At 71.3% G+C, this 14,636-nt stretch carries 13 protein-coding genes; 10 read left to right on the forward strand and 3 right to left on the reverse strand.

Annotated features, from left to right (window positions below; translation table 11 throughout):
* Positions 1-158: 158 nt before the first annotated feature.
* The 3 genes from ACFPZ3_RS35375 to ACFPZ3_RS35385 are packed head-to-tail and all read right to left on the reverse strand — an operon-like array spanning position 159 to position 3,771.
* Positions 159-1,532: a YlbE family protein gene (locus tag ACFPZ3_RS35375; protein WP_379518664.1), complete on the reverse strand. Its 1,374-nt coding sequence runs from the start codon at positions 1,530-1,532 to the stop codon at positions 159-161.
* Entirely contained in the window at positions 1,529-2,878 is a 1,350-nt protein-coding gene (locus ACFPZ3_RS35380) for an FdrA family protein (RefSeq protein WP_379518665.1), read from the reverse strand. The genes ACFPZ3_RS35375 and ACFPZ3_RS35380 overlap by 4 nt, the downstream gene beginning before the upstream one ends.
* 20 nt (positions 2,879-2,898) lie before the next feature.
* Complete coding sequence (locus tag ACFPZ3_RS35385; protein WP_379518666.1) at positions 2,899-3,771, reverse strand: oxamate carbamoyltransferase subunit AllH family protein; 873 nt, start codon at positions 3,769-3,771, stop codon at positions 2,899-2,901.
* 130 nt (positions 3,772-3,901) lie between these two features.
* Between ACFPZ3_RS35385 and ACFPZ3_RS35390 the strand changes: the two genes are divergently transcribed.
* The 10 genes from ACFPZ3_RS35390 to ACFPZ3_RS35435 all read left to right on the forward strand — a co-directional run bounded on the left by ACFPZ3_RS35390 (position 3,902) and on the right by ACFPZ3_RS35435 (position 14,608).
* Positions 3,902-5,500 (forward strand): PucR family transcriptional regulator ligand-binding domain-containing protein, encoded by a 1,599-nt coding sequence (locus ACFPZ3_RS35390; RefSeq protein WP_379518667.1) that lies wholly within the window; start codon positions 3,902-3,904, stop codon positions 5,498-5,500.
* Between the two features lie 11 nt (positions 5,501-5,511).
* Positions 5,512-5,715, forward strand: coding sequence for an RNA-binding S4 domain-containing protein (locus tag ACFPZ3_RS35395; RefSeq protein WP_379518668.1), 204 nt, complete (start codon positions 5,512-5,514; stop codon positions 5,713-5,715).
* 150 nt (positions 5,716-5,865) lie between these two features.
* Positions 5,866-6,510, forward strand: coding sequence for an NYN domain-containing protein (locus tag ACFPZ3_RS35400; RefSeq protein WP_379518669.1), 645 nt, complete (start codon positions 5,866-5,868; stop codon positions 6,508-6,510).
* A gap of 78 nt (positions 6,511-6,588) precedes the next feature.
* A complete protein-coding gene (locus ACFPZ3_RS35405; protein WP_379518670.1) occupies positions 6,589-7,896 on the forward strand; it encodes a uracil-xanthine permease family protein in 1,308 nt (435 codons plus the stop codon).
* Between the two features lie 149 nt (positions 7,897-8,045).
* Positions 8,046-9,461, forward strand: a complete 1,416-nt coding sequence (locus ACFPZ3_RS35410; RefSeq protein ID WP_379518671.1) for a uracil-xanthine permease family protein — start codon at positions 8,046-8,048, stop codon at positions 9,459-9,461.
* The gene (locus tag ACFPZ3_RS35415) at positions 9,458-10,300 is read left to right on the forward strand and encodes an FAD binding domain-containing protein (protein WP_379518672.1); all 843 of its coding nucleotides are present in this window, start codon (positions 9,458-9,460) and stop codon (positions 10,298-10,300) included. The genes ACFPZ3_RS35410 and ACFPZ3_RS35415 overlap by 4 nt, the downstream gene beginning before the upstream one ends.
* Entirely contained in the window at positions 10,290-10,769 is a 480-nt protein-coding gene (locus tag ACFPZ3_RS35420) for a (2Fe-2S)-binding protein (RefSeq protein ID WP_379518673.1), read from the forward strand. The genes ACFPZ3_RS35415 and ACFPZ3_RS35420 overlap by 11 nt, the downstream gene beginning before the upstream one ends.
* A complete protein-coding gene (gene cutA, locus ACFPZ3_RS35425) occupies positions 10,766-13,126 on the forward strand; it encodes an aerobic carbon-monoxide dehydrogenase large subunit (protein ID WP_379518674.1) in 2,361 nt (786 codons plus the stop codon). The genes ACFPZ3_RS35420 and cutA overlap by 4 nt, the downstream gene beginning before the upstream one ends.
* Before the next feature lie 22 nt (positions 13,127-13,148).
* Complete coding sequence (locus ACFPZ3_RS35430; RefSeq protein ID WP_379518675.1) at positions 13,149-14,150, forward strand: leucine-rich repeat domain-containing protein; 1,002 nt, start codon at positions 13,149-13,151, stop codon at positions 14,148-14,150.
* A 32-nt stretch (positions 14,151-14,182) separates the two neighbouring features.
* Positions 14,183-14,608, forward strand: a complete 426-nt coding sequence (locus ACFPZ3_RS35435; protein ID WP_379518676.1) for a hypothetical protein — start codon at positions 14,183-14,185, stop codon at positions 14,606-14,608.
* The last annotated feature ends 28 nt before the right edge of the window (positions 14,609-14,636 follow it).

Here is a 14,636-nt window from a genome sequence, read left to right on the forward strand (position 1 = left end):
GTTCCCGCCCCCATTTCGCCTCATCCGTCACGTGCGTTGTTCACGCTACTTGCAGATTATGAGGATGGTTACGATATCTGCGGGGAATCCACAAGGAAAGGTGATGTTGTCTTACATTGGTCCTGACGTGCGGATATGTCGGTCATCAAATTGATCACTTACTCCGGATCGGCCAGCGCCGCGAGCGCGCTGGTGAACGCCTCGACCGGCGGCCTGACCAGGCCCGCGCCGACCTGACCCGTTCCCGCGACGCGGCCCGCGATCCCCGTGTTGACCACCGGCAGCAGGCCCGTCCTCGCCACGAGCGTGACGTCGATGCCGACCGGCGTGCCGCGGAAACCGAGACCCGGGATCTGGTAGACGGGGTGCTCGGCCAGCGTGATCTCGTACATGGAGCGGGTGGCCCGCACCGCGTCGGCCACCTCGCCGCCCACGAACCGCACGATCGCCGGGGACGCCGCCATCGCGAACCCGCCCAGCCCCGTCGTCTCCGTGATCGTCGAGTCGCCGATGTCCGGGTTGGCGTCCCCGGGGCCGTACGTGCCCAGGTAGAGCCCGTCGGGCACCCCCGCGGGACCGGTGAACCAGCGCCCGCCCAGCCCCGACACCTGGACGCCGAAGTCGGTGCCGTTCCTGGCCATGGCGACGACCAGCGACGAACCGGGCACGTCGCGGGCCGCGTCCGTGCTCACCTTGGCGGCCGCCATGCCCGCGTTGAGGAAGAAGTGGTCGTTGCCGTTGATGAAGCGCAGCACCTCCGCCGCGTCCCCCGGGGCCGCCTCGACCACGGCGGGGGCCAGCTCGCGCAGCAGCAACGAGGTGGCGGCGCGGTTGCGGTTGTGCAGCTCGTCGCCCATCTGCAGGGCCTGGGCGATCAGCGAGCGCAGGTCGATCGGGCCCGTGCGCTCCAGCGCCGCCGCCAGGGCCGGGCCGAGCACCCGGTCCATCCAGCGCAGCCGGTCCAGGACCTCGGGGCCGTACGCGCCGTACCGCAGGACCTTGCCCAGGCCCTCGTTCAGCGAGCAGTACGCGGTGCCGCCGTGCTCGTCGTCGTGCACCTCGAACAACCACATGGACGGGCTCACCACGCCGGCCATCGGGCCCACCGCGGCGTGCTCGTGACAGGGCCGCCACGCGACCGCGCCCGCCGCCAGCCGGTCCTGCGCCTCGCGCTCGCCGGAGGCCAGGCCCTCCAGCAACATCGCGCCGATCAGCGCGCCGCGCATCGGGCCGGACGCGCGCTCCCACGTGATGGGCGGGCCCGCGTGCAGGAACGTGCCCGCGCCGAGGATCTCGGACGCCCGCCGCACGCCCACGAGGTGCGGGCGGGCCGAGGTCAGCCTGCCTACGGCCAGCTCGTTCGCCCGCTGCCTGCGCGGGTCGGCCAGCACCCTGGCCAGGGCCTGCGCGGTGCCGGGCAGGGGCGGGCGCCAGGAGACCGGGGTCGTCCGCACGGCCTGGGCGCGCAGCGCCTCGTCGAGCAGGCCCGCGCCGACGGTGATCACTCGTGGCGGGGCGTTGAGCAGGGTCACAGCAGGCTCCTGGCGTGGCGGGCGGCCTGGGCGTTGGAGGTGAACACCGCCGCGCCCGCCTCGCGGAAGGCGGCGGCCTGGCGGTGCAGGTCCTGCGGGTCGCCCTCGGTGCCGATCAGGGCGACCACGACGGTGGCCGGGGAGCGCGCCATCGGATGGGCCAGGGAGGCGGCCGGGTCGGGGTCGGCTCCGTGGCCCAGGACGACGTCCATGAGGACCACGTCCGTCTCGCTCGCCCGGGCCAGGGCCTCCACGCGGAGCGTCGGGTCGATCATGGGGTGCGCCCTGCCCCTGGTGTAGGCGTCGTCGCCGTAGTCCACGAAGTCCCCTTGCCCCGCCACGAGGGCGGCCTCCGTGCTCAGGGTGCCGCCCGCGTACAGACCCCTGATCCGCTTCGCGGCCGGGCGCGAGCCGTGCCAGGCCGGCCAGGAGGGCCACTCGGGGACGGGCCTGCCGAGGGCGCGCAGCGCGTTCTCCGTGGCCTCGGTGAGGTCGGGTGCGCCCGGTCCGAGCAGGGCCCGGATCACGGGGGTGCGCAGCGGCCGGATGGCGCCGGCCACCTCGGGGGAGGGCGGCTTGGAGATGAGGACGATCAGCTCGGTGGCCGGGTCCTCGTCGAGCAGGCGCAGGGCGTGGCGCGTCGAGAGGCCGCCCACCTCGGCGGACAGGTCCCTGCCGCCCACGCCGAGCACGTGGCTCACGCCGGTGTCCGCCCAGTCGAGCAGGCACGTCACCTGTTGCGCGCCGGTGCCCGAGGCGGCCACCACGCCGACGGGGCCGGGGGCGAGGACGTTCGCGAAGCCCAGGCCGGTGCCGCCGATCACCGCGGTGCCGCAGTCGGGGCCCATGACCAGCACGCCCTTGGCCTCGGCGCGCTCCTTCAGCAGGCGCTCCCGCTCCACGGTGACGCCGTCGCTGAAGATCATGACGGGCAGCCCCGCCTCGATGGCGTCCAGGGCCTCGAAGAAGGCGTACTCGCCGGGGGTGGAGACCAGGACGAGGTCGGCGGGGGCGCGGCCGGCCGCCGACCGGGTGGTCAGCGGGGGCTGGTCGTCGGGAGCCGTCTGGGGCCGGTAGGAGGCCGCGAGCTGCCGGTCGGACTCCTCCACGGCCGCGTTCACGTCATGGGCGCGTATGGCGATCACGAGGTCGGCCGGGCCCGCCTCCGGGACCTCGAAGCTCAGCTCCCGCAGGATCGAGACGTTGAGCTCGGTGGCCATGGCCACCATGGCCGCCTCCACGCCTGGCAGGTCCGAGAGCGCGCGGCTGACCCGCATGAGGGTGACCGAGTCGTGATAGGCCCCCTTCCGTACGAGCACCGCCTGCCTGATCACCGGCCCACTCACGGGCCCACTCACCGGCCCACTCACCGGGCCTCGCTCAAGGCGAGGACGGCCCGTACACCGATGGCGATGCCCTGGGCGAGGTCGGCGCCCGAGGTGTGGCCGAGGCGGAGCAGGCGGCGCAGGGCGGGTTCGAGCGCCTGCCGGCCGACGACGCCGCGCAGCACGGCGATCACCTCGGGGCTGGCCGCGCCTCTGGCGGCGCAGTGCAGGAGCGTGGCCGAGAGCGGCGTCGTACGCGTGCCCGCGTCGAACGTGACGGTCGCCGCCAGCCAGTCGGCCAGCCACACCGCCCGCCCAGCCCCGGCCTGTCCCGTCTTCTCCGCCGCCGTGCCCAGGTGCCGCAGCGTGACCAGCAGGCCCGCGAGCACGTCGTCACCGCTCGGCGTCAGCCCAGGACCCAGCCCCACGAGCTGCTCGGCCGCCGTCACCACCCCCAGCAGCCAGCCCTTCGCGCAACTGTCAGAAAGCAGCTCCACGGCCCCGTTGCCGGCCAGCCCCGCACCCGGCGGCTCACCCAGGAGGGCCGCCGCCGGCGCCAGCCGGTCCGGATCCAGCGGACCCAGCGGCGGGGACGGGTCCCACCATCTGCGCACGCTCAGGCTCAGCGGGCCCAGGTCGATCACCCGGTCGCCCACCGAGGCCTCGTCACCCACCGTGACGTTGGGCAGCGAGGTGGCCAGCAGCACGGAGTTGGGCAGCCGCGTGGCCTCACCCGTGATGACGGCGATCACCGAAGGCTCCAGCTCGGTCCTGACCTCCAGATACACCCCTTCGGGGAACGCGGCCAGCACCCGGGCGGGGCGTCGCTGGGACTCCAGGACGGGGCGCACCGCCGTGCTGGCGGCACCCGAGACGTGGACGCGGGTACGCCGGGCATGAGTACTGACAGTCACCGGACCTCCCAACCGACCTTGGACCTGACCGTAGAACGGCCGGTGAACCCTCCGTACGGGTAAATTTGCCAACAGTCAGCGAGAAGGTTGGCTCTTCCTGACAGACCGCTTCCGGGGTCACAATCTCCCCATGGAGCCCCCCGTCCGTCTCGCCAGCACCGGCACGATCATCCACGGCGTGTCCGTGGGAGAGGTGCTCGGCGTGTCCACCCTTGCCGATGCCAGGCTGATCGCGGGCGAGAGCGGGCTGAGCCGCATCGTGCAGCGGCTCAACGTCATGGAAGTGCCCGACATCCTGGCCTGGGTCAAGCCGCACGAGCTGCTGCTCACCACCGGCTACCCGCTGCGCAACACGCCGCAGTCGCTCGACCGGCTGGTCGCCGACCTGGACGAACGCGGTCTGGCCGCACTGGCGATCAAGCTCGGCCGGTACCTGGACGAACTGCCCGACGAGATGGTCGAGCAGGCGGACCGGCTCGGCTTCCCCCTCATCCTGCTGCCGAACGACGTCGGCTTCGACGACATCCTCAACCAGGTGCTGACCGACATACTCAACCGCCAGGCCGCCGTGCTCGCCCGCGCCGAGGAGGCCCACCGTGCGCTGGTGCAGGTGGTGCTGGCCGGAGGCGGGCTGAACGAGGTCGCCGCCGAGGTGGCGCAGCTGCTCGACGTGTCGGTGGCGGCCGTGGACGGCTCGGGCCGCGTCCTGGCCACCGCCGGTCCCGCCGACCAGGTGACGGTCCTGCGCGAGTCGATCTCCCGCGAGGGCCCGCCCAGCACGCGCGCCGGCCGGGCACGCTCGTTCGCCTCGGTGCCCGTGCTGGCCGGCGGGCACCACCACGGCAGGATCGTGGCCTACAGCCCGTCGGGGACGATCAGGGACAGCGACGTCGGCATCCTGGAACGTGCCGCCACCGTCGCCGCGCTCGTCGTCACCCGGCAGGAGGCGGTCAACGCCGTCGAGAGCAAGTACCGGGCCGACTTCCTGCGCGACGTCCTCACCGGCCGGGCCGGCACGGCGGAACGGGTCACGACGCGGGCCAGGGCGTTCGGGTGGGACCTGGCGCGGCCCGTGACCGTGCTGGTGGCCGAGCTCGACCCCGACGGGGACGAGCGCAGCGCTCAGGACCGGCTGGTGGCCTGCTGGACCGCCGCCATCAGACGGCACGACCCGCGCGGGGCCGTGGCGGGGTTCTCGCACGAGGTGGTGGCCGTGGTGGACGCCGCCCTCGACGCCGCGCGCGTGGCCAAGGACGCCGCCTCGGCCTTCGCCGACGTGCCGCCCGCCACGTTCTCCACCGGCACCTCGCGGCCCAGCCCCGGGGCGGAGACGTTGCCCGAGGCGTACTCGCAGGCGCTCAAGGCGGCCAGGGTGGGGCGCCAGCTGCACGGGCCCGGAGCGGTGGCCCATTTCGACCAGCTCGGGGTGTACCGGCTGCTGTCGCTGGTGAACGACACCGACGAACTGCACTCCTTCGTCCGCGAGACGCTCGGGCCGCTGGCCTCCGACGACGACGCCGAGAACGCCGACCTGCGGCGGACCCTGCACGTGCTCCTGGAGACCAACCTGAACGTGGCGGAGACGGCGCGGCGGCTGCACTTCCACTACAACACGCTGCGCTACCGGATCGGGAAGCTGGAGCGGCTGCTCGGCAACTTCACCGACGACCCGCACCTGCGGCTCAACCTGACCCTGGCGCTGCACGTGTTGCGGATGCGGGGCATCTAGGCTGCTGGGTTGTGGAATTCGAACTGCGCTCCGAGTACATACCGCTGTGCGACCTGCTGAAGTACTGCGGGATCACCGAGACAGGGGGGATGGCCAAGCACCTCGTCGCCGAGGGGATGGTCATGGTGGACGGGGAGGTCGAGCTGCGGAAGCGGGCCAAGATCCGGGCGGGGCAGGTGGTCAGCGGGGACGGGTTCTCGATCCGCGTGGAGTGACCTCGGGACATCTACGAAAAGTCACCACGACATTACGCATTGTTTACTAGCATCGGGCGCGCCGACAAAAGAAACGGCCCCCTGACGGGGGCCGTAGTACCCGGGAACGGAGCCCCCGGGCGGGTAACTTCATGTTAGGACGTGGTGGCGGTGCGCGACAAGTCGAATCCCGAGATCGAACGAGTGGGCGTCTACGTCGACGGGTTCAATTTGTACTACGGACTGCGAGAGCTGGGCAGACGGCGCTTCCTGTGGCTTGATCTCCGAGCGATGGCCATGCGTGTTCTGCGGTCGCACCAACGGCTGGAGAGCCTGAGCTACTTCACCGCCACCATTCGCAATGACCCGCCGGCCATCGAGCGGCAGGAGGAATACCTGGCGGCGTTGGCGAGCGTCGGTGTACAGGTCATTCTGGGCAGATACCAGGAACAACAGGTGCGGTGCCGCGCGTGCGGTCACATCCGGCGGACGTATGCGGAGAAGCAGTCCGACGTGGCGCTCGGCGTGGCCATGGCGACGGATGTGGCGATCGGCAAGGTGGATGCGGTCATGCTCGTGTCGGGCGACTCCGATCTGTGCGCGGCGGTGCACGCCATCAGGCGGATCGATCTGGAGCGGGAGACGAAGACGCGGGTGATCACCGCGTTCCCGCCGCGTCGCCGCTCCGAGAGCCTGCGGCTGGTCAGCGACGCGTGGTTCCCGCTGGGCGACGCCGTGATCCGCCAGTCTCAGCTGCCCGCTGTCATCCAGACGCCTGACGGGGCCGTTTACCGCCGCCCGCCGTACTGGAACTGATCCCCACCCTCTATTGTGCTCTCCGACATCGGAGCAGGTGACATACCCGCTGTTCAGGCGGGGGATCGGGGAGCGGGCGTGGCGTTCGGGTGGAAGGTGCACGGCGATGGGAAGCGCCTGACGCCGGGTGAGGTGGTCAAGCCGGACGAGCGGCTGAGCTGGCCCAGGATGGTGGGGATCGGGGCGCAGCACGTCATCGCGATGTTCGGCGCGACGTTCGTGTTCCCGCTGGTCATGGGGTTGGACGCCAACCTGGCCGTGATGATGTCCGGCGTGGCGACGATCCTGTTCCTGCTGATCGTCAAGGGGAGGATCCCGAGTTACGTGGGGTCGAGCGCGTCCTTCGTGGGCGCGGTGGTGGCGATCAGGGCGGCCGGGGGAGGGGACGCGACCGTCACGGGGGCGTTGCTGGTCGTCGGGGTCGTGCTGGCCGTGTGCGGGTACGCGATCCATCGGCTCGGGGTCGGCGTGATCCACCGGGTCTTTCCGCCGATCGTCACCGGCGGGGTGGTGATGCTGATCGGGTTCGGGATGGCGTACGTGGCGGCGGACGTCTACTGGCCGAAGGACCCGTGGGTGGCGCTGCTGACGATGGCGGCGACGTTCGTGTTCATCGGGGTGTTCAGGGGGTTTCTCGGCAGGATCGGGGTGCTGCTCGGGCTCGTGTTCGGGTTCGTGCTGTCGTGGGGGTGGGATCTCGTCGGAGGCAGGATCCTGGCGCCCGACGACAGCGGGAAGGTGACCGAGCACTTCCGGGTGAATCTGGACGCGGTCGCCCAGGCCGACTGGGTGGGGCTGCCGTCGTTGCACGGGCCCGTGTTCGAGGTGTCGGCCATCGTGCTGGTGCTGCCGGTGGTGATCGCGCTGATCGCCGAGAACGTGGGGCACGTCAAGGCCGTGGGGGAGATGACCGGGGCCGACGTCGACGGCTACATGGGGCGGGCGGTGATGGCCGACGGGGTCGGGACCGTGGTGGCCACGGCCGTGGGCGGGTCCGCCACCACGACGTACGCGGAGAACATCGGGGTGATGGCGGCCACCAAGGTGTACTCGACGGCCGCCTACTACATCGCGGCGGTGATCGCGATCCTGTTCGGGCTGTGCCCCAAGTTCGGGGCGCTCATCGCGGCCACGCCGGGCGGGGTGCTGGGCGGGGTGACGACCATCCTGTACGGCATGATCGGCCTGCTCGGCGCCAAGATGTGGATCGAGAACCGGGTGGATCTGTCCGATCCGCGCAACCTCGTACCGACCGGGGCCGGGATCATCTGCGCCATCGGGCCCGTCGCGTTCCCGATCACCGGCACCTTCGCGCTCAGCGGCATCGCGCTCGGCACCATCGTGCTGCTGGCCGGCTTCCACCTGCTGCGCGTCGTACGCCGTTAGCCCCTCACAGCGGAGCCGATCTCGTGTGCGCGAGGTTCTCTCTGGTCGGCGGGGCAGATTTGGCAGATCATGCCCGTGTAGGAGCGTCCCAGCGGGCCTAATGTGCCCGCAACGGAACGTGTCGCCGGCCCAGTACAAGAGGGGCTCTCATGCCTTTGAGATGGACCAAACACGGTGACGGCAAGCACCTGGCCCCCGGCGAGGTGGTCAGGCCGGACGAGAGACTGAGCTGGCCCCGGATGATCGGGTTCGGGGCTCAGCACGTGATCGCGATGTTCGGGGCGACGTTCGTCTTCCCCCTGGTGATGGGGCTGGACCCGAACGTCGCCGTGATGATGTCGGGCGTCGCGACGATCCTGTTCCTGCTGATCGTGAAGGGGAAGGTGCCCAGCTACCTGGGCACCAGCGCGTCCTTCGTGGGCGGCGTGTTCGCCATCAGGGCGGCGGCCGGCGGCGACACCGCCGGTGCGGACGCCGTCGTAACGGGGGCCATCCTGGTCGCCGGGTTCGTGCTGGCGCTGGCGGGGCTGGCCATCCACTTCCTCGGCGTGGAGATCATCCACCGCGTCTTCCCGCCCGTGGTCACCGGCGCGGTCGTGATGCTGATCGGGTTCGGGCTGGCGTTCGTGGTGGCGGACGTCTACTGGCCGCAGGACCACTGGGTCGCGCTCGTCACGATGCTGATCACGTTCCTGGTGATCGTGTTGTTCAAGGGGTTCGTCGGGCGGATCGGCGTGCTGATCGGGCTCGTCGCCGGGTTCGTGTTGTCGTGGCTGCTGGACCTGGCGGCGGGGCCGCTCACGTCCGTGCTGCCGGGCGCGAACCTGCGGGACGCGGCGGGGGCCGCCTGCCCGGTCGAGGGCACCTACTGCGTGGCTACGGCCTTCCCGCACGACCGGGTGAGCTTCGACGCGGTGGCGAAGGCCGACTGGATCGGGCTGCCCAGCTTCCACGCGCCCGACTTCAGGACCTCGGCCGTGCTGCTGGTGCTGCCCGCGGTGATCGCGCTGATCGCGGAGAACATCGGGCACGTCAAGGCCGTGGGGGAGATGACCGGGACGGACGTGGACCCGTACGTGGGGCGGGCCGTGGTCGCCGACGGCGTCGGCACCGTGATCACCAGCGCGGTCGGCGGGTCGCCCACGACGACGTACGCCGAGAACATCGGCGTCATGGCCGCCACCAAGGTGTACTCGACGGCCGCCTACTACATCGCCGGGATCATCGCGATCCTGTTCGGCCTCTGCCCCAAGTTCGGGGCGCTGGTCGCGGCCACGCCGGGCGGCGTGCTCGGCGGCGTGACCGTGATCCTGTACGGCATGATCGGGCTCCTCGGGGCGAAGATCTGGATCGAGAACCGGGTGAACTTCGCCGATCCCGTGAACATGGTTCCGATCGGGGCGGGCATGATCCTGGCCATCGGACCTGTGAAGCACGTCATCGGCGGCGATTTCACCCTTGAGGGCATCGCGCTCGGCACGATCGTGGTGCTGGGCGGTTACCACCTGCTGCGCGCCATCGCCGGGCGCGCCCCCGAGCCCTCCGTCAGGAGCGGGGCCGGGTGAAGCCGCCCCCGTTCGAGTACCACGCTCCCCGCGACGTCGGCGAGGCGCTGCGGACCCTGGCCGAGGTGCGTGGCGGGAAGGTGCTGGCGGGTGGGCAGAGCCTCATCCCCATGCTCAACATGCGGCTGGCCGCTCCCGAACACCTGGTGGACATCAACCGGGTCGCCGCGCTGGACGGGATCGAGGTGACGGCGGCAGGGGTACGCGTCGGCGCGCTGGTCCGGCATGCCGACGCCGAGCGGTCGCAGGCCCATCCGCTGCTCACGCGGGCGCTCAAGCTGGTCGCCCACCCCGTGATCCGCAACCGGGGGACCGTGGTGGGCAGCCTCGTGCACGCCGATCCGGCCGCCGAACTGCCCGCCGTGCTGACCGCGCTGGGCGGGCACGTGCGCCTGGCCCGATGGGACGGCGGCAGGAACAACAGGGGCGGCGGCATGGTGGTGCGTGACGTGCCGGCCTCGGAGTTCTTCGTCGGGCCGATGGAGTCGGCGGTCGAACCGGGCGAGCTGGCCGTGTCAGCATTTTTCCCGTCATCGGGTGATGGGGTGGCGTTCGAGGAAGTGGCGCGGCGGCATGGCGACTACGCGCTGGCCGGGGTGTGCGCCGTGGTCGGCGCCGGGGTCGCCAGGCTCGCGTGCATCGGAGTGGGGCCCGTTCCCGTGCTGGTGGAGCTGGGCGAGGACGACTGGGGTTCGGCGGCGCGGGCCGTACGGGAGGCGACGGAGCCGGAGGCCGACATCCACGCCTCCGCCGCCTACCGGCGGCACCTGGTGGGCGTGCTGGCCGGGCGGGCGCTGCGCAACGCGGCGCGGGAAGGGGCGGCGGCCCGTGGAGTATGAGATCACCCTCGTCGTGAACGGCGTCGCCCGGCGCGTGAGCGTCCCCGCGCGGCGCCTGTTGTCCGACTGCCTGCGCCACGACCTGGGTCTGACCGGCACCCACGTGGGCTGCGAGCACGGCGTCTGCGGCTGCTGCACGGTGCTGCTCGCAGGCAGGCCGGTGCGCTCGTGCCTGACGTTCGCCGTGACCGTGGACGGCGCCGAGATCACCACCGTGGAGGGGCTGGCCGGCGACGACGGCGGGCTGTCGCCGGTGCAGCGGGCGTTCGCCGAGTGCCACGGGCTGCAGTGCGGCTTCTGCACGCCGGGCTTCCTGTGTACGGTGACCGCCCTGCTGCTTGAGAACCCGGCCCCCACGGAGGACGAGGTGCTAGAGGGCATCTCGGGCAACCTGTGCCGCTGCACGGGCTACCAGAACATCGTCAAGGCCGTCCACCGGGCCGCCGAGCTGCTGGCGGAGGAAGCATGACGACGAGGTTGTTCGGGGAGCCCGTACAACGCAGGGAGGACCCCAGGCTGCTCACCGGGCAGGGCCGCTACCTCGACGATCTGGGCGGGGAGGCCCTCGCGGCGGCGTTCGTCCGGTCGCCGCACGCCCACGCCCGCATCAGGGACGTCGACGTCGCGGCGGCGCTCGACGTGGAGGGGCTCGTCGCGATCTACACCTGGGAGGATCTGCCCGAGCGGGTCGGCCGGGCGCTGCCGCTGCTGATCCCGCACCCCGCGCTCACCCACGGGCGCACCGCGTACCCGCTGGCCAGGGACGTCGTCAGGCACGTCGGCGAGCCGGTGATCATGGTCGTGGCCGCCGACCGATACGCCGCCGAGGACGCCTGCGGGCTCATCGAGGTCGACTACGAGCCGCTCAAGCCGGTCGTCGGCCTGGAGGAGGCCGTCCAGGGGGCCCAGCTCGTCCACGAGGACGTGCCGGGCAACGTCGGGGCCCACCTCGTGCAGGAGGTCGCCGCGAACGACGGGCGCAGCGCCAGGGAGATCATCGAGACCTGCCCGCACACGCTCGCCTTCCGGCTCGACATCGAGCGCAGCGCCAGCATGCCGCTGGAGGGCCGTGGCGTGTACGCCCGCTGGGACGGCCGCGACCTGCGCGTCTACTCCAGCACCCAGACCTCCACCAGCGTCCGGATGGCCGTGGCCGCCGCGCTCGGGCTGCCGCTGCCGCACGTCGAGGTGATCGCGCCCGACGTGGGCGGCGGCTTCGGGGTGAAGATCGTGCACCCGTGGCCGGAGGAGGTGCTGGTGCCGTGGGCGGCCATGACGCTCGGGCGCGAGATCAAGTGGGCCGAGGACCGCCGCGAGCACTTCATCTCCTCTGCGCACGAGCGGGGGCAGGTGCAGTTCGTGCGGGTGGGGTTCGACGACGACGGGCGCGTGCTGGGGCTGGACGTGACGATCCTGCATGATCACGGGGCCTACACGCCTTACGGGATCATCGTGCCGATCGTGACGTCCACACAGTTGCTGGGGCCGTACAAGCCGGGCGCCTACCGGGTGGAGTTCACCGCCGTCTACACCAACACCGTGCAGGTCACCCCCTATCGCGGGGCCGGGCGGCCGCAGGGCGTCTTCTGCATGGAACGCACGATGGACAAGATCGCCCGATACCTGGGCAAGGACCGCACCGAGGTGCGGGAGGCCAACTTCATCCGGCCCGAGGAGTTTCCCTACGACCAGGGGATGACGTTCCAGGACGGGCGGCCGTTGATCTACGACAGCGGGAACTACCCGGAGATGCTCCGCATGATCAAGGAGCTCATCGGCTGGGACTCCTTCGAGCGGCGCCCAGGCCGTGGCCTCGGCATCGGCTGTTACGTCGAGGGGACCGGGGTGGGGCCGTACGAGGGCGGGCACGTGCAGATCACCTCCGACGGCCGGGTTCACGTCTCCACCGGGCTCACCTCGCAGGGGCAGGGCCACGAGACGGTCTTCGCCCAGATCGCCGCCTCCGAGCTGGGCGTGCCGATCGAGCGCGTCAGCGTGGTCACCGGCGACACCCGCAGGTTCGGGTACGCGGTCGGCACCTTCGCCTCCAGGGCGGCCGTCGTCAGCGGCAACGCCATCGCCCTGGCCTGCAGGAAAGTACGCGAGAAGGCGCTGCGCATCGCCGCCGACGCGCTGGAGGCGAACCCGGCGGACCTGGACATCGCCGAAGGCATCGTGCACGTGGCCGGGACGCCGTCCGCCTCCATCCCGCTGTCCACGGTGGCGGTGCTGGCCAACCCGCTGCGCTACGCCTTCGACGAGGAGACCGCCAAGGCCACCCAGTTCTCCGCGACCACCTCCCCGGACCGGCCGCCGATCGCCGAGGGCGAGGAGCCGGGTCTGGAGGGGCGCGACTACTACTCGCCGATCAGGTCCACGTTCGCGGCCGGGATGCACGCGGCGATCGTCGAGACCGATCCGGACACCGCCGAGATCAAGGTCGTCCGGTACGCGGTCGTGCACGACTGCGGGCGGCTGATCAACCCCATGATCGTGGAGGGGCAGATCCACGGCGGGGTGGCCCAGGGGATCGGCGGCGCCCTGTACGAGCGGATGGTGTACGACCAGGACGGGCAGCTCGTGAACGCCTCCTTCATGGACTTCCTCATGCCGTACGCCACCGAGATCCCGCACATCGAGACCGGCCACCTGGAGACGCCCTCGCCGCTCAACCCCCTCGGCGTCAAGGGGGCGGGTGAAGCCGGGGTGATCCCGGTCTCCGCCGTCATCGCCTCGGCCATCGAGGACGCGGAGGGCATCGAGATCGACCGCATGCCCATCTCCCCGTCCGAGCTGTTCGACCTGCGCGCCGCCCACTCACTCTGACCGGGATGAGATGATCGGCGCCATGCGTGCGCCCGACTCCGGCTTGACCGCCTTTCCCGCCGTCCCCGGCGACGTCCGGACGATCGACCTGGCGTGGAACGAGATCGCCGAGGTGCCCGCGTGGGTGGCCGGGCTCGCCTCACTGGAGGAGCTGCGGCTCGACGGCAACGGCCTGCGCGAGCTGCCCGACCTGTCCGGGCTCGCCGCCCTCCGCGTCCTGCACCTGGACGGCAACGAGCTGACGTCCTTCCCCGGCTGCCCGCCGCACCTGGAGACGCTCTACCTGTACGGCAACCGCGTCGGGGCCCTCCCCGGCCGCCTGCCGGCCACGCTCCGGCACCTGGCGGCCGGCGCGAACGGGCTCACCGAGGTGCCCTCCTCGTTGTGGAAGCTGACCGGGCTCGAATCGCTCAACCTCGCCCAGAACGCCCTCACCGAGATCCCCGCCGCCATCGGCGGGCTGACCCGGCTGCGCATGCTCGACCTGGCCCACAACCGGTTCACCGAGATCCCGCCCGAGCTGGGCGACCTGCCCCTGACCGACTACCTGTACCTCAGCGACAACCTGTTCACCGAGGTGCCCGGCTCGATCGGGCGGCTGGACCGGCTGGCCTACCTCAACCTGACCGACAACCGCATCGCCCGCCTGCCCGCCACGATCGGGTCCATGGCCTCGCTGGTGGAGCTGCGGCTCTACAACAACCGGCTGGAGGAGCTGCCCGAGAGCGTCGGCGGCCTGTCGCGGCTGCGCGAGCTGCACCTCCAGGGCAACCGGCTGCGCTCGCTGCCGGAGACGTTGCCCGCCGGGCTGCGCCATCTCGACCTGCGTGACAACCGGCTGCGCTCACTCCCCGAGAGGTTGCCCGCCGGGCTGCGGCACCTGGACCTGCGTAACAACCGCCTGCGCGAGCTGCCGGAGCGCCTGCCCGACCTGGACAAGCTCGACCTGCGGTGGAACAAGCTGGACGGTGAGCCGGACGTGCTGGCCCGGCTCCGGGCGAAAGGCTGCGTCGTCCTGCGGTGAACCGGGCGCGGCGGGCCTGCGTACCCACGCACATGACGACATTTCCACGTCTTGCCGCTTTCGTGCTGATGGCCGGGCTGGTCGCCGGCTGCTCTTCAAGCGGCGGCTGGAGCGAGTACGCCGCAGCAGGCAAGGCACAGCCCGCCACCGCCCCCATCCTCACCGTCGAGCAGCTCTCCGCCAAGGTGGGGTGCAAACCCAAGTTGCAGGTCGACGCCGATGAGATACGCACGGCGTACTGCAAGACGCAGGAGGGCGAGTTCTTCGTCAACACGTTCAAGAACGAGAAGCTCAAGGACGAGTGGATGGATCGGGCGCCCGAGTACAACCCGCACCTGGTGGGTCGTCAGTGGACCGTGCTGGGGCCGCTCAAGGTGCTCGAAGCGCTGAAGGGGCCGCTCAACGGGGATCTGCACCTGACCGACCACCGGATGTCCCAGACCCCTTCTGCCGGCTAGCTGAACCCGGACCCGTGGGGCTGCGTAC

This window comes from Nonomuraea insulae, from assembly GCF_042656245.1.

Bases quoted from the DNA above. Each gene is read 5' to 3' on its own strand.
- ACFPZ3_RS35390 (WP_379518667.1), top strand. From the start codon at position 3,902: ATGGAGCCCCCCGTCCGTCTCGCCAGCACCGGCACGATCATCCACGGC.
- ACFPZ3_RS35410 (WP_379518671.1), top strand. From the start codon at position 8,046: ATGCCTTTGAGATGGACCAAACACGGTGACGGCAAGCACCTGGCCCCC.
- cutA (WP_379518674.1), top strand. From the start codon at position 10,766: ATGACGACGAGGTTGTTCGGGGAGCCCGTACAACGCAGGGAGGACCCC.
- ACFPZ3_RS35430 (WP_379518675.1), top strand. From the start codon at position 13,149: ATGCGTGCGCCCGACTCCGGCTTGACCGCCTTTCCCGCCGTCCCCGGC.
- ACFPZ3_RS35435 (WP_379518676.1), top strand. From the start codon at position 14,183: ATGACGACATTTCCACGTCTTGCCGCTTTCGTGCTGATGGCCGGGCTG.